25 protein-coding genes and 1 pseudogene are annotated in these 19,943 nt (G+C 42.4%); 25 read left to right on the forward strand and 1 reads right to left on the reverse strand.

Features of this window, described 5'->3' with window-relative positions:
- The first annotated feature begins 211 nt into the window (after positions 1–211).
- The 17 genes and pseudogenes from COA65_09655 to COA65_09735 all read left to right on the forward strand — a co-directional run bounded on the left by COA65_09655 (position 212) and on the right by COA65_09735 (position 13,619).
- Positions 212–484 carry a hypothetical protein gene (locus COA65_09655; protein ID PCJ57315.1) on the forward strand — a complete coding sequence of 91 codons (273 nt, stop codon included), beginning with the start codon at positions 212–214 and terminating at the stop codon, positions 482–484.
- A gap of 1,409 nt (positions 485–1,893) precedes the next feature.
- A complete protein-coding gene (locus COA65_09660) occupies positions 1,894–2,400 on the forward strand; it encodes a hypothetical protein (GenBank protein PCJ57316.1) in 507 nt (168 codons plus the stop codon).
- 168 nt (positions 2,401–2,568) lie between these two features.
- A pseudogene (locus COA65_09665) lies at positions 2,569–2,709 on the forward strand (adenine methyltransferase).
- A gap of 52 nt (positions 2,710–2,761) precedes the next feature.
- A complete protein-coding gene (locus COA65_09670; protein PCJ57317.1) occupies positions 2,762–2,998 on the forward strand; it encodes a hypothetical protein in 237 nt (78 codons plus the stop codon).
- A gap of 305 nt (positions 2,999–3,303) precedes the next feature.
- On the forward strand, positions 3,304–3,507 hold the full coding sequence (locus tag COA65_09675) for a hypothetical protein (protein ID PCJ57318.1): 204 nt from the start codon (positions 3,304–3,306) through the stop codon (positions 3,505–3,507).
- 129 nt (positions 3,508–3,636) lie between these two features.
- Positions 3,637–3,963: a hypothetical protein gene (locus COA65_09680; protein PCJ57319.1), complete on the forward strand. Its 327-nt coding sequence runs from the start codon at positions 3,637–3,639 to the stop codon at positions 3,961–3,963.
- 246 nt (positions 3,964–4,209) lie between these two features.
- On the forward strand, positions 4,210–4,695 hold the full coding sequence (locus COA65_09685) for a hypothetical protein (GenBank protein PCJ57320.1): 486 nt from the start codon (positions 4,210–4,212) through the stop codon (positions 4,693–4,695).
- Complete coding sequence (locus COA65_09690; protein PCJ57321.1) at positions 4,692–4,928, forward strand: hypothetical protein; 237 nt, start codon at positions 4,692–4,694, stop codon at positions 4,926–4,928. Before COA65_09685 ends, COA65_09690 begins: the two co-directional genes overlap by 4 nt.
- 4 nt (positions 4,929–4,932) lie before the next feature.
- The gene (locus COA65_09695; GenBank protein ID PCJ57322.1) at positions 4,933–5,856 is read left to right on the forward strand and encodes a hypothetical protein; all 924 of its coding nucleotides are present in this window, start codon (positions 4,933–4,935) and stop codon (positions 5,854–5,856) included.
- 862 nt (positions 5,857–6,718) lie between these two features.
- Positions 6,719–7,501 (forward strand): hypothetical protein, encoded by a 783-nt coding sequence (locus COA65_09700; protein PCJ57323.1) that lies wholly within the window; start codon positions 6,719–6,721, stop codon positions 7,499–7,501.
- A gap of 565 nt (positions 7,502–8,066) precedes the next feature.
- Positions 8,067–8,672: a hypothetical protein gene (locus tag COA65_09705; GenBank protein PCJ57324.1), complete on the forward strand. Its 606-nt coding sequence runs from the start codon at positions 8,067–8,069 to the stop codon at positions 8,670–8,672.
- 87 nt (positions 8,673–8,759) lie between these two features.
- The gene (locus COA65_09710; protein PCJ57325.1) at positions 8,760–10,667 is read left to right on the forward strand and encodes a hypothetical protein; all 1,908 of its coding nucleotides are present in this window, start codon (positions 8,760–8,762) and stop codon (positions 10,665–10,667) included.
- A gap of 13 nt (positions 10,668–10,680) precedes the next feature.
- On the forward strand, positions 10,681–11,304 hold the full coding sequence (locus tag COA65_09715; GenBank protein ID PCJ57326.1) for a hypothetical protein: 624 nt from the start codon (positions 10,681–10,683) through the stop codon (positions 11,302–11,304).
- 250 nt (positions 11,305–11,554) lie between these two features.
- Positions 11,555–12,046: a hypothetical protein gene (locus COA65_09720; protein PCJ57327.1), complete on the forward strand. Its 492-nt coding sequence runs from the start codon at positions 11,555–11,557 to the stop codon at positions 12,044–12,046.
- 38 nt (positions 12,047–12,084) lie between these two features.
- Positions 12,085–12,435, forward strand: a complete 351-nt coding sequence (locus COA65_09725; protein ID PCJ57328.1) for a hypothetical protein — start codon at positions 12,085–12,087, stop codon at positions 12,433–12,435.
- 64 nt (positions 12,436–12,499) lie between these two features.
- Positions 12,500–12,688 carry a hypothetical protein gene (locus tag COA65_09730; GenBank protein PCJ57329.1) on the forward strand — a complete coding sequence of 63 codons (189 nt, stop codon included), beginning with the start codon at positions 12,500–12,502 and terminating at the stop codon, positions 12,686–12,688.
- Between the two features lie 46 nt (positions 12,689–12,734).
- A complete protein-coding gene (locus tag COA65_09735; GenBank protein ID PCJ57330.1) occupies positions 12,735–13,619 on the forward strand; it encodes a hypothetical protein in 885 nt (294 codons plus the stop codon).
- Positions 13,620–13,708: 89 nt separating this feature from the next.
- Here the strand turns inward: COA65_09735 and COA65_09740 are convergent, their stop codons facing one another.
- Positions 13,709–13,993 (reverse strand): hypothetical protein, encoded by a 285-nt coding sequence (locus tag COA65_09740; protein ID PCJ57331.1) that lies wholly within the window; start codon positions 13,991–13,993, stop codon positions 13,709–13,711.
- Between the two features lie 10 nt (positions 13,994–14,003).
- On the opposite strand from COA65_09740, the gene COA65_09745 reads away from it, so the two are divergent.
- The 8 genes from COA65_09745 to COA65_09780 all read left to right on the forward strand — a co-directional run bounded on the left by COA65_09745 (position 14,004) and on the right by COA65_09780 (position 19,508).
- Entirely contained in the window at positions 14,004–14,699 is a 696-nt protein-coding gene (locus COA65_09745; GenBank protein PCJ57332.1) for a hypothetical protein, read from the forward strand.
- On the forward strand, positions 14,692–15,000 hold the full coding sequence (locus COA65_09750) for a hypothetical protein (GenBank protein PCJ57333.1): 309 nt from the start codon (positions 14,692–14,694) through the stop codon (positions 14,998–15,000). The genes COA65_09745 and COA65_09750 overlap by 8 nt, the downstream gene beginning before the upstream one ends.
- A 302-nt stretch (positions 15,001–15,302) precedes the next feature.
- Positions 15,303–15,746, forward strand: coding sequence for a hypothetical protein (locus COA65_09755; protein PCJ57334.1), 444 nt, complete (start codon positions 15,303–15,305; stop codon positions 15,744–15,746).
- Positions 15,747–16,581: 835 nt separating this feature from the next.
- Complete coding sequence (locus tag COA65_09760; protein ID PCJ57335.1) at positions 16,582–17,274, forward strand: hypothetical protein; 693 nt, start codon at positions 16,582–16,584, stop codon at positions 17,272–17,274.
- 55 nt (positions 17,275–17,329) lie between these two features.
- Complete coding sequence (locus COA65_09765) at positions 17,330–17,926, forward strand: hypothetical protein (GenBank protein ID PCJ57336.1); 597 nt, start codon at positions 17,330–17,332, stop codon at positions 17,924–17,926.
- 5 nt (positions 17,927–17,931) lie between these two features.
- Positions 17,932–18,174, forward strand: coding sequence for a hypothetical protein (locus COA65_09770; GenBank protein ID PCJ57337.1), 243 nt, complete (start codon positions 17,932–17,934; stop codon positions 18,172–18,174).
- A gap of 15 nt (positions 18,175–18,189) precedes the next feature.
- The gene (locus COA65_09775; GenBank protein ID PCJ57338.1) at positions 18,190–18,750 is read left to right on the forward strand and encodes a hypothetical protein; all 561 of its coding nucleotides are present in this window, start codon (positions 18,190–18,192) and stop codon (positions 18,748–18,750) included.
- Positions 18,751–18,863: 113 nt separating this feature from the next.
- Entirely contained in the window at positions 18,864–19,508 is a 645-nt protein-coding gene (locus COA65_09780; GenBank protein ID PCJ57339.1) for a hypothetical protein, read from the forward strand.
- The last annotated feature ends 435 nt before the right edge of the window (positions 19,509–19,943 follow it).

Below are 19,943 nucleotides of genomic sequence, written 5' to 3' on the forward strand. Positions count from 1 at the left end.
TTAATTCTTCTGCAGCTTTTAGAGATTCATGAACCATTGTTCCTGTTGCGAAAATAACAGCATCTTTTCCTTTCTTACCATACTTTTTGTTGCTGCATCACCTTTTAAAACATTCATGGATTCTATATTATTAGGATCTACTATATCTCCAATTTCTTTTTTATTAGAAACCTCTTTACCATCAATTATTAATAATGGTTGCTTTCCATCTTTGTTAGAAATAAAAAATTTGTTATTTCCTTTTGGCAAAAGCCGAATAAAGACTAAGGAGTCTAAAACTAAAGGTAAGTATGGAGTGATGAGGATTGATCTTACCGAGATAGTTCATAGCGGCGGCGGCAAGAAAGACTGGACGGAATATGAGGTTCAAAAATACCTGACTTCAATGAAGGATATGGATATAAAGTCAGAGGACGATAAACAGATTTTTAAGAAATTTAAATCGCTTTCTAAGGCTTCTGATTTTTATAGAAGCCTGAATTGATAAGATGCGGTGATCACTGTATAGATTTAATAGTCATAATTTAGAAGATGAAGAAGAAGATATTCTCATGGGTAAAGGATACCTTAAAAATCATGCAGAGGTACATCCTGAGCCAGAAGATGATTCAACCTCCAAAGCGTGAGAGAAACCCTGAAAAACGCACTATTGACAAATAAAACGAAACACACCTATCCCTTTTATTCCTGTATAAAAGGGATAGGTGTGAAATTAAATTATCAACCACCTATACATTACTGTTTTGACAAAGAAAAAACTATTAATCTCTTTCTCTGGTGGCCGTACATCTGCTTATATGGCACAGTGGCTTATAGCAAATGCATCAGATAAATACGAAATCATAACGGTGTTTGCTAATACAGGCAAAGAACGTGAAGAAACACTTTGTTTTATTAAAAGGTGCGACCTCTATTTTGGATTAGATGTAATATGGATTGAACCTGTTTTTAATCCTATTATGGGTAAAGGAACCAGAGCTAAGACCGTTAATTTCGCTACGGCTAATAGAACAGGAGAGCCTTTTGAAGAAATGATGAAAAAACATGGTATGCCTAACCAAAACATGAGTATCTGCAGTAAAGAACTTAAAAATAGAGCAATCAGGGCTTATGCACTTTCAATAGGTTGGGGGAAGTGTTTTACTGCTATTGGTATACGAGTAGATGAAATTGACAGGATTAGTTCTGAACGTAAAAAAAGGAGATTTATATATCCCCTGGTATCTGATATAGAAACGTCGGCCAGTGACATAAATAAATATTGGAATAATATGCCTTTTGACTTAGAGTTAAAAAGTTATGAAGGAAATTGTGATTTATGCTGGAAGAAATCCCTGCGAAACCAGCTCACTATTTTACACAAAAACCCGGAGATTGCTGAATGGTGGATAGAAATGGAGGATAAATACGATATGCTGGTTCCACCTTCAAGAAAAGCAGCAAACCGAGCGAAAGTACCTGTAAGATTTTTTAGAAATCGGTTAAGTGCTAGAGAATTATTAGAAATGAGTAAAACGTTTTCAGACTTAAGTAGAGATACTTCAAAAGATACATCATTGTATAAGCAAATGAGCCTTTTTTGGTTTGATTTAGACACTCCTAATGGCTGTAGTGAAAGCTGCGAAGTCCATTAACATAAACGCATACTGAAATAGCCACATATTATGGATATTAGAATCAAAGCATTTGGATTTTCCTGGGTAATATTAAGCGTGATATTTTTCGTTTTTAATTGGCTATTAAGCCCACACACCTACCCTATTCTCTGGTTGGCTGGGGCTTGCATAATAACTGGATTTATAGGAGCCTTAGCAGTAATTATAATAGCTGAATTCTAACCCAATGATACATCCACCAGAATATATCGGGAACAATAATGGGTAATTGAGGAATATGAAAACCTGGAAGGATATAGAAGGTTGGTTTAATTTTCAGCAAATTTACGACAGCGCCGTGGAGACAGGTGAGGACGGGGATGTATTTATCGAAATCGGATCATACAAGGGCAAGTCGGCGGCGTATATGGGACAAGCCATCAAAGATAGCGGAAAGCGTATTACGCTATTAACATCAGATATAGACGAGGGGTTAAGCCGAGAATGTAAGGAGAATATATACGAATGTAGTCTCACTAGACACGTATCAACTGTGTGGATCTCCAGCAAACAACTAAGTAGCGAAATAAGTGAGTGTGGTTTCGTTTTTATCGACGGGGACCATTCATATAGAGGGGTCAATCAAGATATATCCTTATGGTATCCAAAAGTCAAAACGGGACGAATATTTGCGGGCCACGACTACCACTCCGATCCAGTTAAAAAAGCGGTTGATAAGTTTGCAGCGGAATATGATTACAAGTTGAGTTTCGTTGAAAATAGTTGGTATGTAATAAAGAAGTGACCCCTAAGTTTACGGATCTCTTTAATTTTCTCACTATTTCCTTATGTAATCGGATAATTTTATTCGAGATTCTACCAGATAAGAAGTCATGTAACTGGTAAATTAAATCACTTTTTTCTTGTTTGTTAATAACAAAGTTATTTACTTTGTATTCAAAGGACGTGCAAAATGAGTAGATTCAACCAGAATACTATTGGGAATGATGAGTGGCTAACACCACCAGAAATTGTGTATGCGTTAGGGGTATTTAACCTTGATCCATGCTCACCTAAGGACCGACCAGGGCCAACAGCCACAAACCATTTTACCGTAAATGACAACGGTTTATTATTAACCAACATACTAACCAAAACCTACGACCATGAAAACAAATAGCAAAAGAAAGTACGAGATAACGCTAGTTGAAAGAGGATCTACAGATACAGCATACAGAGAGATTGGCGAAATAATAAATAGCGACAAAGAGGGTTTTGAGTTTGAATATGCCCTTCAGGATATTATCGACGAAGTTCTAGATTTGGGCCTTGGTCACTCTATGTACTTTCAATCTAACAGGGATAACACAGATAGTAAGGGAATTATTGTAAGAATCAGATAACTAACTTTCGTAGGTCGCACTAGCCCTTTGGGGCGGCGTCGATCTGTATAACTTTTAAACCTACGACCATGAAAACAAAACACACACCAGAACTTTTAGAGGCTTTGTAAGACATATTAGGCCTTGTCGTATCTCTTAATCTTCTAGGTCAATTTAGAGGGTGTGAAGATGAAATAGCTGACGAAATAATCAAATCAACAGCCGCAATCAAAAAAGCAACTGAATAACACTTTCGTAGGCCGACACCGCCCCGAAGGGCTGGTGTCGGCCCATAAACTTAACCAAAATACAAAAACCAATCAATTATGATCTACGCCATTATAGAAACCACCAACGATGTGGCCATTATTAACCGCCATACCCTTGAGGTAGTAAGCCAGGATTTAAAGACCATGCAGTGCATCAAACAGCACTACAGAGCCTATCTAAACAATCAACTCACAATGTGTTTTTCAGAGATGAATCAGACTTCTATTGAAATATTAACAGCAATGTTGCCCAAAAACTGAATTGTGTCATTAAACTGGCTCCATCCAATACGTAGAATAACAAGAACTAGGCGAAAATTCCCCAAACATTACAGATTTATTTTAAAAAGGTCGATAAAGACCAATATATCAACTAGAAACACAAAAATTATGGATTTCAAAATCACAGAAGAAAAATGGGCTACTCAACCCGAAGGAAGACTCATTAAAAATAAATTTCAAACCGGAATTTATAATAAAGAAGGCGAATCAATAGGCGTAGTGTATGGATCTACCGAACAAGAGGTTAATACTATTGGGGACGCGGTTGCCGCGGTACCAGACTTGCTTCGAACGGTTAAGAGCCATATTGACCTATTGAAGATCATTGACAACGACCCAGAATTAAAAGACAGTCTCGATAAATATAAAGGCATATCTCTATCGCTAATGACGGCGGAGAAAACCCTTAAGAAAGCACAAATCAGTCAATATTAACCAGTAAAACACGAAAACCATGGCACTATCAGATTGTATAAGTTGCTGGAATACACCATGTGATTGCGGGAATGACTATAAAGATTGGTCAGACGAATGTAAGTTTATTGTCGCTATAATCAGTAAAAAACCTGAGATAAATAGGCGCCATATTGTGAAGTTGCCTTCTTATAGTCAATGCTTATTAATAGTAAAAGAACGTGGATTTATAACGCTAATTAAAAAGGAAGAAGGAGGATTCAGGCTATGACACTACTGCCGACCAATACTATCGAAGAGGCTAAGGCCTACCTTAGATCGAACTTTAACGCTGGAGTAGAGTGTCCTTGTTGCGGCCAGCGGGTGAAACTGGAGAAGCGCAAGCTGAATTCTGGAATGGCCAGAACCCTCACTTATATATACAATCACCATCCATGCGAGTGGATAGATGTCAAGGATTTCCTGCGCCAACACAAGTATAAAAATTCGCATGACTGGACGCAATTAAGGCACTGGAAATTCATTGAGGCTGGCGACAATAAAGACGACACAAAAGGGCGAACCGGAACATGGAGAATCACCCAGGCGGGCAAACAGTTTGTGCGAAGAGAGATTAAAGCCAGAAGCCACATATTCACCTTTGACAATAGGTTTTATGGATTCAGCGACGCCGAAACCGATATCATCGAAGCGTTAGGAAATGACTTTAAATACTGCGAACTTATAGGGCTCGACAAACCAGTTACAAAATGATCAAGAAAGAGACGATAATAATTGAGGTGATATATTGCGATCACTGTGGCGAACAGATCAAAGAGTCTTCTTGGACGGTTGTAACTCCAGCGGCTGTGGACGGTCGCCTAAAGGCAATTATGGCCGGCGACAAACATTACCATAGCAAGCTCCAGGAGGGAATGGAGGACTCATGCTATAATTCATATCTTGCGGGTGAGCCCCCCACTTTTCTAACCATTACCACAGAGTAGATTTATGGCCGTTTATAAATACATAGAGCCCGGAAATTCTAACCAGTTGACTATCTTAAGTTTTGGAGGCGGCCAAGATAGCTGGGCAATCCTTTTGGAGTTGATCTACAATAAGGAGTTCCGCCAAAAGTACGCGCTGAACAAGCTATTGGTGATCATGGCTGACACCGGCTGGGAACATCCTAAAACCTACTTCTTCACAGCCAAGGCCGCTGACTTGTGCAAAGAGCACGGAATTGACTTTACACTCATTACCCCGGACATGGGGCACCACCCGCGAACGTGGCAAACCCTTACCCATAATTGGGAAACGCATAACACTATAGGATCCCGAGCTTTTGCCCAGACATGCACGGACAATATAAAGATCAAGCCTCAATATAGTTTTGTTACGGCCTGGCTAAAGGAGAATTACAACATTACCACCGAAAAACCCGAGAACGTATTTAAGTGGTTCATGGCTGTTCATGGCAAAATTAGGTGGATGATTGGCTTTGCCGATGGCGAGGACAGGGAGAAGGATCGCTCTAGTGATCCTAAGTACCGCCAGAACGTTGTAGAGTACTTGTTTCCGCTTAAGGAGGCTGGAATTAACAGGCAGGCCGCCCAAGACTTAATTGTAGGCTATGGCCATGAATTGCCACCACCATCAAACTGTACGATATGCTTCTTTATGAGCCTACAGGAACTCCTTTGGCTGTTTAAGAACCTTCCAGAGCATTACTGGCACTGGGTTAAGTTAGAGCGAAACAAGCTCAATGCCAGTCGCGCCAAAGGCCAACCAGAAAGCAAAAACCATGGCCCATTTCCCGGCCGCACAATAATTCAGCAGACAAAGGTCGCATTTGAGAAATTCGGCCATTGGTCAGATCAGCAACTTAACATGTATAAAATGAGCCATGGACACTGCGTAAAATCGAAGCACTGATTAACCCTCTAGCAATCAACAATGACACGCAATAGATCAATGAAAGCATATTTTAAAGCTACATCATTCCTATGGGCCACAATGGGCAGAAGGGAAAAGAAGTGTGCGAAGAAAGCAGTAATAGCAGCAATTAAAGCTATTCCTAATTGGGATCTATTGAAAACCGTTTATCCAATGATCCCGTCTGATAACAGAATACCGTTACACACTCATGGATTTTACGATAAAAAAGATTGGGTGAATAACCCGGCTCTGCCAACTAACACTAACACTGAAACTGAAAGACATGAAAGAGAAAGTATTTTATGCAGTTGTAAATGAGCCCAACGGAACACCTTTGGCTATATTTCAAGAGAAATTTTGGGCAGAAGCTTGGAAGCATAACTATTCAAGAACATCAGAAATCGAAGAATATACATTAGGGATTGTTTAACCTTAAACCACCAAAAAAATGAACGCAAAGAAAACAACATTAACAGAACATCAGTTTCACGCTGTTTGGACAGAAGCAGTAGGCAGAGAAGGTTATGATAAGAATATGTTTCTTGAGATACTTTTGAAGCTAAAAGAAGATGGTAGAATTACTCAATCCACCTCTCCACCATTGAGTGATGAAGAGATAGATGCAAAAATTGATCACATGTATAAAACACTTACTCATTTTGATTTGAAGCATCGTGATGGTGTTGCACATGGCATAAGACTCTGTGCTAAATGGGCCAGAGATCAACAAACCCCCAAAACAACCAATGCTAGATTTCGAATATGAAGGGAAAGGAATAACAGAACATTTTAATTATTGGTTAAAATTAAGGTAACTATATACTTATTTACCCTAAATATGAATCTTAAATAAGAAAACATGAAAGGCTTTTGTAAAAAATACAACATTACCGAATATCAATTTACAGGTAAAGAAGAAATTGGCGGTTCCCTTTATCTCAGGAACCTGACCAGCATCCCCGAAGGATTCAACCCCACCGTTGGCGGTTCCCTTTATCTCAGGAACCTGACCAGCATCCATGAAGGATTCAACCCCACCGTTGGCGGTTCCCTTTATCTCAGTAGCCTGACCAGCATCCATGAAGGATTCAACCCCACCGTTGGCGGTTCCCTTTATCTCAGGAGCGGTTTAAGTTGTGAAACGAAACCATTAGTAGAACCTATCCCTAATCCTATTCAGGAACCACTAACCTGGAAAGATGGGAAGTATATCTTAATTGATGATATTTTAAGCGAGATAGTTAAACGAAGAGGCAATGCATTGCAACTCAAAGGACTTTCATCTGATGATATAATATATGCCGTTACTAATGGTGAATTTTGGGCGCATGGAGAAACGTTAAAACAAGCCAAAAAAGATTTAATATTCAAAATAGTTTCCCAGAAATTAAAGAATGAGCCAATCTATCCTAATACCATGATGGGAGTAAACCATTTTAGGTTAATCACAGGAGCTTGTGATATTGGGATAAGGAGATGGATGAAGCATAATGGTATCCCGTTTAAGATAGCCAATAAAGGAAAAGCCAGCGAAGAGACCGTTGAAGTAGAAAAAATAAAGGCTTCTAAATTATTAGAATTACTTAAAAAGACAAATGCTTACGGATTAAGCGACTTTGAGAAACTATACAATTTAGGGTAAATAAATATATCGTTACCAAAATTTAATCCTCATCCCTCACTCCCTAAGAACAACTAAACCCAAGAACGATGCAAAGAGACAATCCAGAAACTATAGATGGTTTTTACATAGCCCGGCACAAAACAGAAGATCAAGAAAAGGTAGTGGCGAATTGGGCAAGGAGGCACATAAAAAAACGAATTCAACCCAAGCAATCAACTATAAGAGAGTAAAAAGAGTATAATTACTAATCAATAAATTAACATTTTAAACCCTAAATATCATGTCAGAAATTCCATTTACAACCACAAAAGTACGGATCCGAAAAGCAAGAGCTTCACGGAATTTAAAGGCGTGCGACGCATGCGAAGCCCCGGCCCACATAGACTACACTAAGATAGGTGGCTACTTTGCAAGCTGTACTGGGTGCGGCAAAAGGCTCGCCGATCCAAAGGCGGACACGGCTAAAGATACTGTAGCTGGCCACGTGGCCGCAATAGACAGGACGGCAATAGCCTGGAACGCCTTAAAACGAAAGTCCACCAAGAAGTAAAATCAACACAACCGACCAACTAAAAAACAAATCATGGAAAACAAAATAATTTGGGATTACTTTGGAGTTGACATTGAATTCCCACAGGAAATTGCCCACAACACATTGCCTTATGGAACTGTATGGTGTTATATCGCTTCAACCTTTTTGGATGGATTTATAAATCACGTAAAACCGATAAGTTGTTATGTGCTTGACAGGTACACGCCAGGTGATCAAATAATCGACGACAAAGAAGTTAGGGTTTGGGATAAAAACAAAGCTGGCGAGATGCACAAATGGAAAGGAACCAAAAAAGGATTAATTGACGCACTTATTTCAGGCGAAAAAGAAACGTGCCACACTGACCTGGATTGTTTCGATGATGATGTGGTTATATTGGCAGAAATAGAGACAAAGAAAAAAGACAGTTTCGGAAGATATATGTTTTTCTGGTTCGATTGTGATGTGTCGGATTGCCGTATTGGTAAATTTGAGACTTCCGACTCCAAGGGAATGGTGGTAAAATCTGTTGTTAATTGGCTTGAAGGATGTAAAAAGGAGAACAAAAACAAAATAATGCTATCAGATCACGACAATGGAATTGTAAATTATACTGAATTTCCTGTGTCGCGTTTAGACGGCCATCTTTCTTTTTAAACAACTATCTTGTACGTAACCATTTGGCAGTAACAGCCATTAATTGCCGATAGTTGCATCTTTTAACATTATTAATACCGCATCGATATGAATACTAAATTTACAGCAGTAGACCTGTTTTGTGGCGCCGGTGGCGTAAGTCAAGGTATGGTGTCTTCTGACAAAGTAAAGATTATGGTGGCTGTCAACCACAGTGTCGAAGCCATTGAAGCTCACAAAAAGAACAATCCCAACATCCTTCACCTCACTGAGGACATTACCGACATAGATCGCATCCTGCCGTCGCTACCGACAAAGGTCAATATCCTTTGGGCCTCGACCGAGTGCACGAACTTTTCACTAGCCAAGGGTGGCCAGAGCCGCGACGCCGACAGTAGATCGCTTCCTGAGTGTCTTCCTGATTATGTCCGTCATTGTAATCCAGACTTCTTTATTGTCGAGAATGTAAAGGAGTTCATGTCTTGGGGGCCACTGGTTCCAAAGCGCAAAAATGGCCGCATCCAGCACGACAAACACAAGCAGCCTATTATGTACCCAGACAAGCGGTACCGCGGCACATCATTCAAAAAGTGGGTGGACAGCATAAAGGAACTGGGTTACACTTATGAGCACCGCATGTTAAACTCCGCAGACTTCGGCGCGTACACCAGCCGGACGCGGTATTTCGGGATCTTTGCTAGGCAGGGATGCAATATCAGCTTCCCCATTGCCTCGCACGCCAAAAACCCCGAGAATGGAGAGAAGAAGTGGAATGCATGTAAGGAAAAGATCAACCTTGAAAATGAGGGTAAAAGCGTATTTGGCCGCAAATTCAACAAGAACATCAAACCACACCTACGGCGGCCACTGGCACCCAAAACCATGGCGCGGATCGCGTATGGACTTACAAAGTACCACCTCAGCGACTTTATAGCCAAGGCGTTCAGCTCCAAACACCAGGTAAGCTCGGTTGACGAACCACTACACAGCATCCAGACGAAGGATCGCCACGCGCATGTCCGGGTTGTGAAGTATCATATTGACAAAGCTTATGGCGACCGTGGCCGCGCCCCATCCAACGCCGTTGACCCAGTAGATAAGCCGCTGGCATCCATTACAACAATACCGAACCTGAGTATCGTTACATGCAAAGGATACTATATCTCCAAGCAGCAATACGGTGACGACCAAGTAAGCTCAGTTAATGAGCCGTTAAAAGCCATTGTTACCAAAACCCGCCAACAGCTTGTTATGTGCGAGACATGCTACTATATTGTCAAGCAGCAAGGCCAGCTTCTAGGCCACAAACCAACCAACGCCGTTAGCTCAGTCGAAGAGCCGCTACATACCATAATGAGCGCGAACCGCCACTCAATAGTACAGGCCGAATCCAGCCACTTTATCAACAAAAAACAGGGCAATAAATACAACGTGGCGTCAATCGAGCGGCCACTGTATACAATCGTTACCAAAGAGGATTCATCCATAGTAACGTGCAAAGGTCATTTTCTCACACAAGCGTTCCATAATTCAGACAAAACAGTTAGCAGTGTCAATAGTCCAATGGGCACCATTATTACCAAGGATCAGAAATGCATTATCACGTCGGACAGCATACAATTCATATCCAAGAAAAACAGCGGCAAACACCAAGTGCATTCAATCGAAGAGCCCCTGCACACCATAACCACGTCAACCACTGACAAGGCCGTTATTACCATCGACCTATCCAATGATACGGATAAGGCCATATATGAAGAGAAGTTGGCGTTTTTTAAAGAGTTTATCCCAGAGCATGACGCCGACCTTCTATGTTTTATCGTGTCAGACATTAAGATGCGCTACCTCACCTCTAGCGAGTTGGCTGACATTACAGGATTCAAAGAAGGCGCGTACCTTGGTAGATCTGAAACGATCCGCAAGAAACATATTGGCAACGCGGTTCCGCCGGTCATAGCCAAGGTTATGATGGAAGAGTTATTCAGAGTTAATCCAGCGCTCGCATTAGCGGCATAAAACCACCAAAATCATGCAAGTTACAATTCCAAAAATCACACAGCACGACGGATATCCGGGCAACGCGATTATTATAAATATATCCGATATATGTCCAGTATGCGGCGAAAAAAGAGGCGTTCCGTTCAAAGGACTAAGTTATGACGGCAGCCGTAGATTACATGTTGACCTGTGGCAGAATAGGTGTGGCCACATAGACAGGTATTCAGACGTTATCAAGGAGTATTGGGCGGAGACTAAATCCAAAACGCTACACTTGAACCTGAAGAGAAACTGGTATAACGCAGTATTGTCCGGCGCCAAGGTAGAGGAATATAGGGAGCTGACAAATTACTGGTTTAAAAGACTGTTCGGCGTATATTTATATGAGAAGGAAACAGGCGTTAAATATAATAACAGAGAAACCTATGCGACGCTCGCTCAAAACTTAGACCTGATAATGCAGCACAATAACCCCATTGCATTTGAAACTATTACCGTCTCAAATGGGTACGCCAAAAACAGGGATCAGTTCATTGTTGAGCTAAAGAGGGTTAAAATAGGCACTGGTCAAATGGTTTGGGGCGCTCAGTATAAGAGGAAGTACTTTATATTGGAGCTTGGCAAAGTATTAGTAAGAAAACGAGCAACAAACTAACAATCAAACATGGCCGGAGAACTATTAGAACTAAAAAAGGACACAGCAGCGTCGCTGTACATAATTCCATGCACATTTAAAGAGCTTGCTGAACGAGATTTTCTACGAAATAAAAGCCACTATGGAATCCAAATAATGGTGGATATATTATTGCGGGATCATTGGGTATACAAAAAAGGAGAAAAGCTTTGTGTTTATAAGGGAATCGCAGAATCTAAATTAAAGGACTACGAATTATAAACCTGTGAATATGAAACCAAATTGCGAAAACCATCCAGTAACCGTCAGCAAGTACGACGGCGACCTAGAGCAACTGGCTATAGATATTAGTAATTTGCGATACGACAGGCTTTCTGAACTGTTCGGCCACTTAGAGAACAAGCTGCAGTCCGACGCCTATAAATACCGACAGGGCGCACGGCCACGGTTGGCGGAGTTTCTTACATATGCGGCCATAGAGGTTAAGTCGGCTTGCAAACAATTCGGCAGGGCTTGGGAAATAAGCGAGCCGCACATGGAGATTAAACCAGGCAAAGAGCCCCCGCCAATCCAGGCGTGTCTAAAAGAGCATACACGCTATACATCAACAGGGTTTATGCTGTCTTGTATATGCCACAAATGCGACGATGTAATTCCAAGGCTAGAGGATTTGGCGGCCGATCAAAATGTGGCAATATTCTACGGAGAGATAGACGCCGCTGGAGGCTTTCAAGCCAAGCCACTAACAGAATTATTCAATTAATCTAACAATTCAACTAATAATAAATAACAATCAATATCATGCACAACGCACTAGCACAAATAACAAGCAAAACGAGCCTGGCGGTCGGAAGAGACGACAGGATTCACGCAATATCGGAAGTAACAATCTTGGTCGAAGACCCGGATTATATGATCGGCGAAACTGGTCATGTTATCCCCAGCTCTCACCTTAAAGCCCTGAAGTTCGGGATCAGCGTTAAGGGACTGGAAGCTCTGGAATCTGAAATTAAAATAATACGTGCCAGCCTAACCGCTTACGGAATGGTTGCCGGACAGTACAATTCGTCCATGGAAGCCAAAGCGGAAAAAGTGGCCGCAAAGTCACCGGCAGCGGCCAAGCCAGCGCCAAACAAAAGCGCCAAAAAATAAAATCAATCCCCCAGTTCTCCGGCGCTCACTCGCTGGGGGCTGACTTTAACCTTAATATATTAATATGAAAAACCACACAGCAACAAAAGAGCAAGCTGAAGAGGCATTTCGGCACCAAACCGGAAAGCCTTATTCTAAATCTGCCGCGGACTTTACGCGCGTCGACATTCACGAAATGCCAGAAGACTATCCAGACGACTGCCGGTACTTCGTTGGTACCAAGATTGAGTCTCTGGAGTTTATGCCCAAATAAATAAGTATATAGTTACCATAAACAAAACAAAACAACATCACGCATTATGGCAAAGAGTAAAATTGAATGGACCGACGAAACCTGGAACCCCGTAACGGGGTGCGATAAAGTTAGTCGGGGATGCAAAAAATGTTACGCTGGCCAGCTTGCAGAAACCAGGTTAAAGCATACAGCCCCGTATAAAGACGGGTTCTTTGGTAATGTGATCATGCACTACAGCCGATTAAGCCAACCACTTAAATGGACAAAGCCCCGCATGATATTTGTGGATTCCATGGGTGATCTGTTCCATGAGAAGGTGCCGTTTCATTTTATAGACGATGTATTCTATGTCATGTCCAAAGCCAGTCGGCATACTTTTCAAATACTTACCAAGCGCCCTGAGCGCGCCTTAGAGTGGTCTATGGGAGCGCAACGCCGACAATCAAAGTTTCATAGATCATATAGGAACTGGCCTCTTTCTAATGTATGGATGGGAACCAGTTGTGAGGACCAAAAAAGCTATGACCAGCAAGCCGAGGTGCTGATTCAGGTTCCTGCAGCAGTTCGATTCTTAAGCCTGGAACCACTTGTTGGGCCTATAAAGCTAAAGAGAAGATTTGTATTCAATAAATACGGATATTATTTTCTCGGAAGCCTACCAGAAGACGGAATTCATCAGGTAATTGTTGGCGGCGAAAGCGGCCATAAGGCCGTGCCAATGCATCCCGATTGGGCTAGAAGTATCCGCGACGAATGTAGGGAGTTTAACATTCCTTTCTTCTTTAAGCAGTGGGGCCAGTGGGCGCCAAACGACCATGAAGCGCTTGAGGCAGGACGGAGACACCAACGGCTAGATGAGTATAATTTTGCGTGCATGATTGGTAAAAAGAAGGCAGGGCGCATGCTCGATGGCATAGAGCATAACGGATACCCCAAACTTAACTTATAAGTGAAGTGAGCAGGACAATACTAACAAAAGGACAGAAGAAGAAGAAAGCCACCGGCTACTGCATTGGCCACGCATGCTGGAACGCGCCCTCAGGCAAGCAAAACTGGTGCTCGACCTGTAAAAAGCGCCGCTTCCGACTCGCGCATCCAATCCGCAACTCGTACAATAATCTTAAGACCAATGCCAAGCGTCGCGGCAAAGTATTTGAGTTGACCTTCGAGCAATTCAGGGAGTTTGCCATAAAAAATAAATATGTCGAGAACACCGGTAAAACTGCGGGGTCGTACTCTATTGACAGAGAGCGTAATGAGGAAGGATACACAGCCGACAATATCAGGGTGATGTCCCTGGCCGACAATACAATAAAACGTCACGAAATAGACTATGGTGATTGCCCATTCTAACCATAAAAAGAACCTGAGTTACGCGGATATTGACCGCTACCTGGACATAGGCCAGAACGACAAGTACTGGTACCGGGATGAGCGCGCCAATCTCGAAGAGTTGTTCCCCCACGAAGACATTAATCTGGTTATCGATCTACTGTGCGCCACCAGTATTAATTCGTCGCTCAAAAGCAACGTAGCATTATTCTATCGAGCATTATACCAGTACAAGAATAACGAACCGTTTAAGCCGTATCTACCTAACATGGCCTCTTCATTGGAGCTGGCGCGCCAACGCGAGCCGTTCACCGGACGCAAGATCAGAAACTTCGCCGAATGTTTGAAAGGAAACACCCAAGGCGTTATTGTCGATGTGTGGATCGCCAGAGCTTTTAAAGTAAATCGCATGTACAGAAGAATGACTCGGAAAAAAGGGGGAGAAATGAGAGAGGGTGGTGTTTCCAACCGCTTCTACACTAAGATCGAGAAATACATACAGGCCCGAGCGCCAAAGCTGGGCCTGGAGCCGCGGCAAATGTGCTCTATGATTTGGGGCGGAATAAGAACGGAGAAAACAGGCATCCATAACACCACGCGCTGGGTCGATGTGCTGAAAAGCAAAAGGATTTATAGCCTGTTTCCACAAGACCAGGATTTATACACTAAAAAGGGGATTTACATACAGCATGGTTAAGGCCAGGAAGAAAAAAGCGAGAACATTGGAGCAACTACAGGCCAACCTTACTGGCAAGTGGGAATCCAAGGAGAACACCATGATTAAAGGCCAGCGTTTCAAATTTATTTGGCGCGTCAAACTAAAGGGTAAAGAAGAGTACAGGAACGAGAGCAGGTCATTTATTGTGGATAGCGTCTGGTGGAAAGGGCTTAAGAGGTCGAGATACGATATTGCAGATGTGGAAACCGGCGACGTTCAGAGCGTGGAGGCGTACAAGATTCGCGGGCGAATGGAAGAAGGCTCAATAATATTAATGTAACTCTAATTTACATACTATGAACTGGTTGGAACAATTTTACGAGATATTGCTGGAAAAGCCGATACCGGTAATTTGTATAACCGTAATGACGCTCGGTATCATTACCCTGATTATTTATTATTCAGTTTAATCTAGGATTCTATGAGAATAACAACTATACTTGTGTATTCAATATTCAAGGACGTGCAACATCCAAAAACGACAGATTAATAAATCTTAAGCCCCCGGAGAGATTCGGCACCGCAGGATTGCACGTCCTTACACCGTGTTTCAAAGGGGGCTTTATTTAATACCGCACCATTATGAAAACACCAGAAGAAGTACAGGCGCTCAAGGATAACTGGCTCGACGATCCTTGTTATGACATTGAACAGACTATAGGGTTCCACCACCACAAACAGGAGCTTCTATATTTTCGCGAAGAAAAAGAGGCCGAGTGGGCTGAAAAGGAAAGCGACAGGATCCATGAGAGGGCGTTCGCACTTAATGTTACAGTAGAAGCCATGGAAAAGATTGAAGTGCTCGAACACAATGAGTCATTTTTTACGGAGAGCGCCAAAAACAAGCTGGCTCATTATTTAGCCGCCTTTAAACCCCATGGAGCCCGGCCCTTTACTACCGACGAGATCGGCGAGATAAAAGAGATTGTAGACCATATCATCATGGCCGCCACCATCGTCATAGAGCGTGAAGAGTTACAAAAACCAGCCAAAAATCCTGGCCCAGTTAAAACCGCACAAACATGAAATCTTTAATTTGCTTAAATCCAGATTGCGAAATTGAATGCGCCGGAAGCTATTGCAGGGACTTATGTATGCGCTTGCACCGGTCGCAAAAGATTGCCAATAAAAGGGCGAAACAAGAAGCTCGAAGGCGCCCAGAAAATCACAACCCTTCACTGCGCAAGCCGTTAAACAGACAGGACAGGGAGCGACTAGACCGCAGGGCGGAGAAGATACACAACGTTTCGCCCTATACTAAAAATAACAGGGTGCAGATTAAAGATAATTTCGGAGGACTATTTTAAAATGGTAACTATATACTTATTTACTCTAACAACATAAATCAGACATGGAAAAATCAAATCAAAAAATGTTAAACGCCATCGACAAGATTGCGGAAGATATGGGATTTGGCGTGAAGAACGAGTATAGGATAGTTCCGATTGACGTAAAACCGAAAGATTAACTAATTAGGGTAAATAAGTATATAGTTACCTTTAAAATAACACTAAATACAATGAATAAAACCAACGCAATTATATTAGGACTCTTCGTAGCGCTTATAGCGTGCCATGAGGCCACAACCAGCGCCCACCAATTCAAATGGCGCCGGGTCGTCAAAAAAGACACAATCACTAACGGATATGATACGGTTCATCTGCCGCCTCGCCGAGTAGCAACGGATGGCGCAGTCTTGATGACTCCAGGCGACACGATAAGGCGATGAGGGGCGCGGACACAATCTCGACCCACAACAGAGCCGCGCTTAAGTTCGCAGAGGCCTGCGAGCCGATACTGGCTAACGCCGTATACGAAGACAAGAAAACAGGTATTCGTATGCCTATATTGATTAACCGAATTGAAAAAAAAGGAGAAATCACCAGATAAGATAAAAGGCAAAACCCACACCATGAAACAGTTATCATTTTACCCAAAAGACCGCCACTTCACCCAGTACGAGGCATTTATCGATTTTTGCCTCTCTGCAGAAGACAACGTTGTTAAATTCAGTTACGGAGCATTCGGCGAACAATGGAATTGGACGCGTCAAGACGTGGCTAGGTTTATTAAAAAGCTACTGGCTGAAAAGTTGATCGAGCTAGGCGAAGGCAAACAGGCCATGGCGGCAACGCTAACATCCGTCTGTTTAGCTAAATTCTCAATCTTAGCCTCTGAGATAAAGAAGCAAAAAAAGAAGATTAGCGCCGTTGACAGCCAGCTTCATAGAGATATGGTCGAGACTTACATTAAGTGGCACGAAGCGGAGTTTAGCTTTAAACCGATGATAGATGGCAGCGACGGTCGCGGGGTAAAGGCCGCTATCAAATTCCTGAAGCAAAACACTAAGCCTGGGAATAAAGTAATGGATTCATGGCGGGCCATTCTCAACAACTACGAACTATGGGGAGACTTCCATAAAAAACTAACAAGATTGCGTCAAATAAGTTCTAACATCCAAGGTATAATCTATTCAATTCAGCATGGCAACTCGAAAGCAAAATCCAGTGGCAAAGACCTCAAAAGCGAAATCGAAAGGCAAGTCAGCAACTAGCCCAATCGTAGAGGCTAATTCGAATTTCACGGACAGCGGTGCGCGCAAGCGGCTTGTGGACTATGAAAAGCGCGTAGCCGCTGAGCCGCACCCTGACGCGGTTGCACCGGTAACGACTGCCCTTATGAAACCACTGGGCGCCCTACAGGCGAAAACCCTGATTGCAGAGATTACGCCGACGCTAGAGATCAACAGCGACGAGACAGCGGTTATGACGTTCGTTGAAATCGGTAAATCTGCTAACGGTGTGCGGAGCTTGCGCCGTCGACTAGGCAACCGATCTGTTGTGGCCATGGTAACCAAGATCGTGAATGAGCTGTGCGGTTTTGTGAGTAGTGAGCTGGATTCTGCACAAAAGGTATCCTACGCCAAAATGCTGGTCAATAACTATAAACACGCCAAGCTCGAAGACTTCCTTGTATGCTTCCGTAACGCGATTAATGGCAAGTACGGCGTTGCGCGGTACCATAAACTAGATTACATCACTATTACCAGTTGGCTGCGCCAGCACGAATTCGACCGCGAAGAGTATCTTAGCGATCAACACGAAACCCGCAAGCAGGGCGACGTTGAATGGGGCGCTGAGCGTACTAGCGTGGCCACCAGTTTAAAGGGACAATTTGAAAAAGTTAAAAACAACATGCCAAAATAAAACAAATGAAAATTACACTTGAAAGCACCACTAAAATCGTTGAGTTGTCGCGTAGCGAAGTAGCCAACGGCCTACCCGCCAGGATATGGGAGGGTGAAACTGAACAGGGCATAAAAGTCCATGTCTATATTACTAGAATCGCGTGCGACGAAGACGAGCCGCGAAAAGAGCAATTTGAAAGGGATCTGCAATCGCAACGAAAGCCGTCAGCGCCGGTCGCGGCCATCCCGTTAAGAATGATAGTCTAAACCTTAATACCACCCATGAGTATGTTTTTACAAATACTAGCGGTCGGCGACATAGCCGGAAACAACAGCAAGACGCTGGCCGAATACATCGGCAAGAACACTTTAAAGCTGAGAAAGGAAGAGATCAGCAAGGCTATGACGGACTTTCAGCGCGTTGAACACCGGCTTGAATATGTAACGACGGTTCGTGGCATTGAGTTTATTAATGACTCTAAATCTACCACGGTAAACGCTACATGGTTCAGCCTCCAGGCTATCCATAAGAAGATCGTTTTAATCATCGGCGGCGTGGATAAGGGAAACGATTACAGCGAGCTTGTCGATATAGTTAAAAAGAAGGTTACCTCGATAGTATGTATTGGTAGTGATCCTAAGTCAATAAGGAAAATTTACCAGGCTTTCGACGATGAAGCAATCGTTACTGCAGGAAATATGGATGAGGCCGTTGAACTGGCTTATTCGCTGGCCGAGAAAGATCAGGCCGTCCTGTTGTCTCCTGCATGCTCCAGTTTCGACCAGTTCCAAAATTTCGAACACCGCGGCTGGTGGTTTAAAGCCGCTGTTAAAGCGCTATAAATGGTGCTGTATACTTCGAAAGACAAAAAAGGTACTCAATATGTCAGAACCAAAAAAGACTTTGCCGCCCAATTTGAGGTGGTAAATAATTTAACCCTAAACCACCAAAGACAATGAACGCAACAGCAAAAAAGACTAAAGAAATTATCGAAAGGATTCGAGGTAAGGGCATCGGAATTACAGGTGGACGCGATTATAACCGTGTCTATGAGGAGTTCTATACATTGTTGAGTAAAATAGATGAGTTGGAAATCCACTACGCCCACCAATCCACCTCACTACCATTGAGTGATAAAGAGATTGGGAAAGGGGTTGAAAAAATATTTTTCAAGAAAGTAGGTGCTATGTGGATGAATTTAGCTAGATCAGAAATGATTGATTTAATGATAAAGAGTGCTAAATGGACCAGAGATCAACACACCCCCAATACAGCCGAGAGTGAACGGATAAAGGAACTAGAAACACTAATCAATAGTCCCGAGATTAATGATTTTCTGGAAGGTGTTAAGCTCGAATCGGCACACCAGACAGAGCGGCACAATAGAAAATTGGAGGAAAACAAATACCCACATGATTATGCGTTGGTTCTTGATAAACTTAAAGGTAAGCAAGCATTATCTATTTGGGATAAGAATACCGAAAAATACAAACATCATTTGATTACGATGGCTGCGGTTTGTTTCAATGTGCATAGGCAAGTTGACAAGAAACTAACAGCAATAAATGAATGGTTTAACCCCTCACCCCCTAACAAATAAACCCAAGAACGATGAGCAGAACAGAAGGAAGCGGCTGGGGTGGTGGAGTGATGCTTTATCAAAAGTGTGATCCATGCGGAAGAAAAAAGGCTATTTATAATCCATTACCTGAACCAGACGGATGGTACAAGCCTTTTAAATGTACATGGTGTAAAGAGCGATTTAATTTAGACACATTATTGAAAATAAAACATATTTCACAATTACCATAAACTAAAACCATGGGCAGATTCATGATACCGTGTTGCTGTATTTGTGGCAAAGCTTCAAAATTTTGGCATGATCCTATTTGGGAACAACAAGGGGGGTTGCAAGACTTCTGCCCTAATCACGCAAATAAAGAAATGGTTGTATATGATGTATTTCCAGTTCCACTAATCAAGAAATGAACCTAAAACTTAAATAAGATATGAATTTGATAACTGCACTTTTGTT

It is taken from the genome of Rhodospirillaceae bacterium (assembly GCA_002746255.1).
GTDB lineage: Bacteria > Pseudomonadota > Alphaproteobacteria.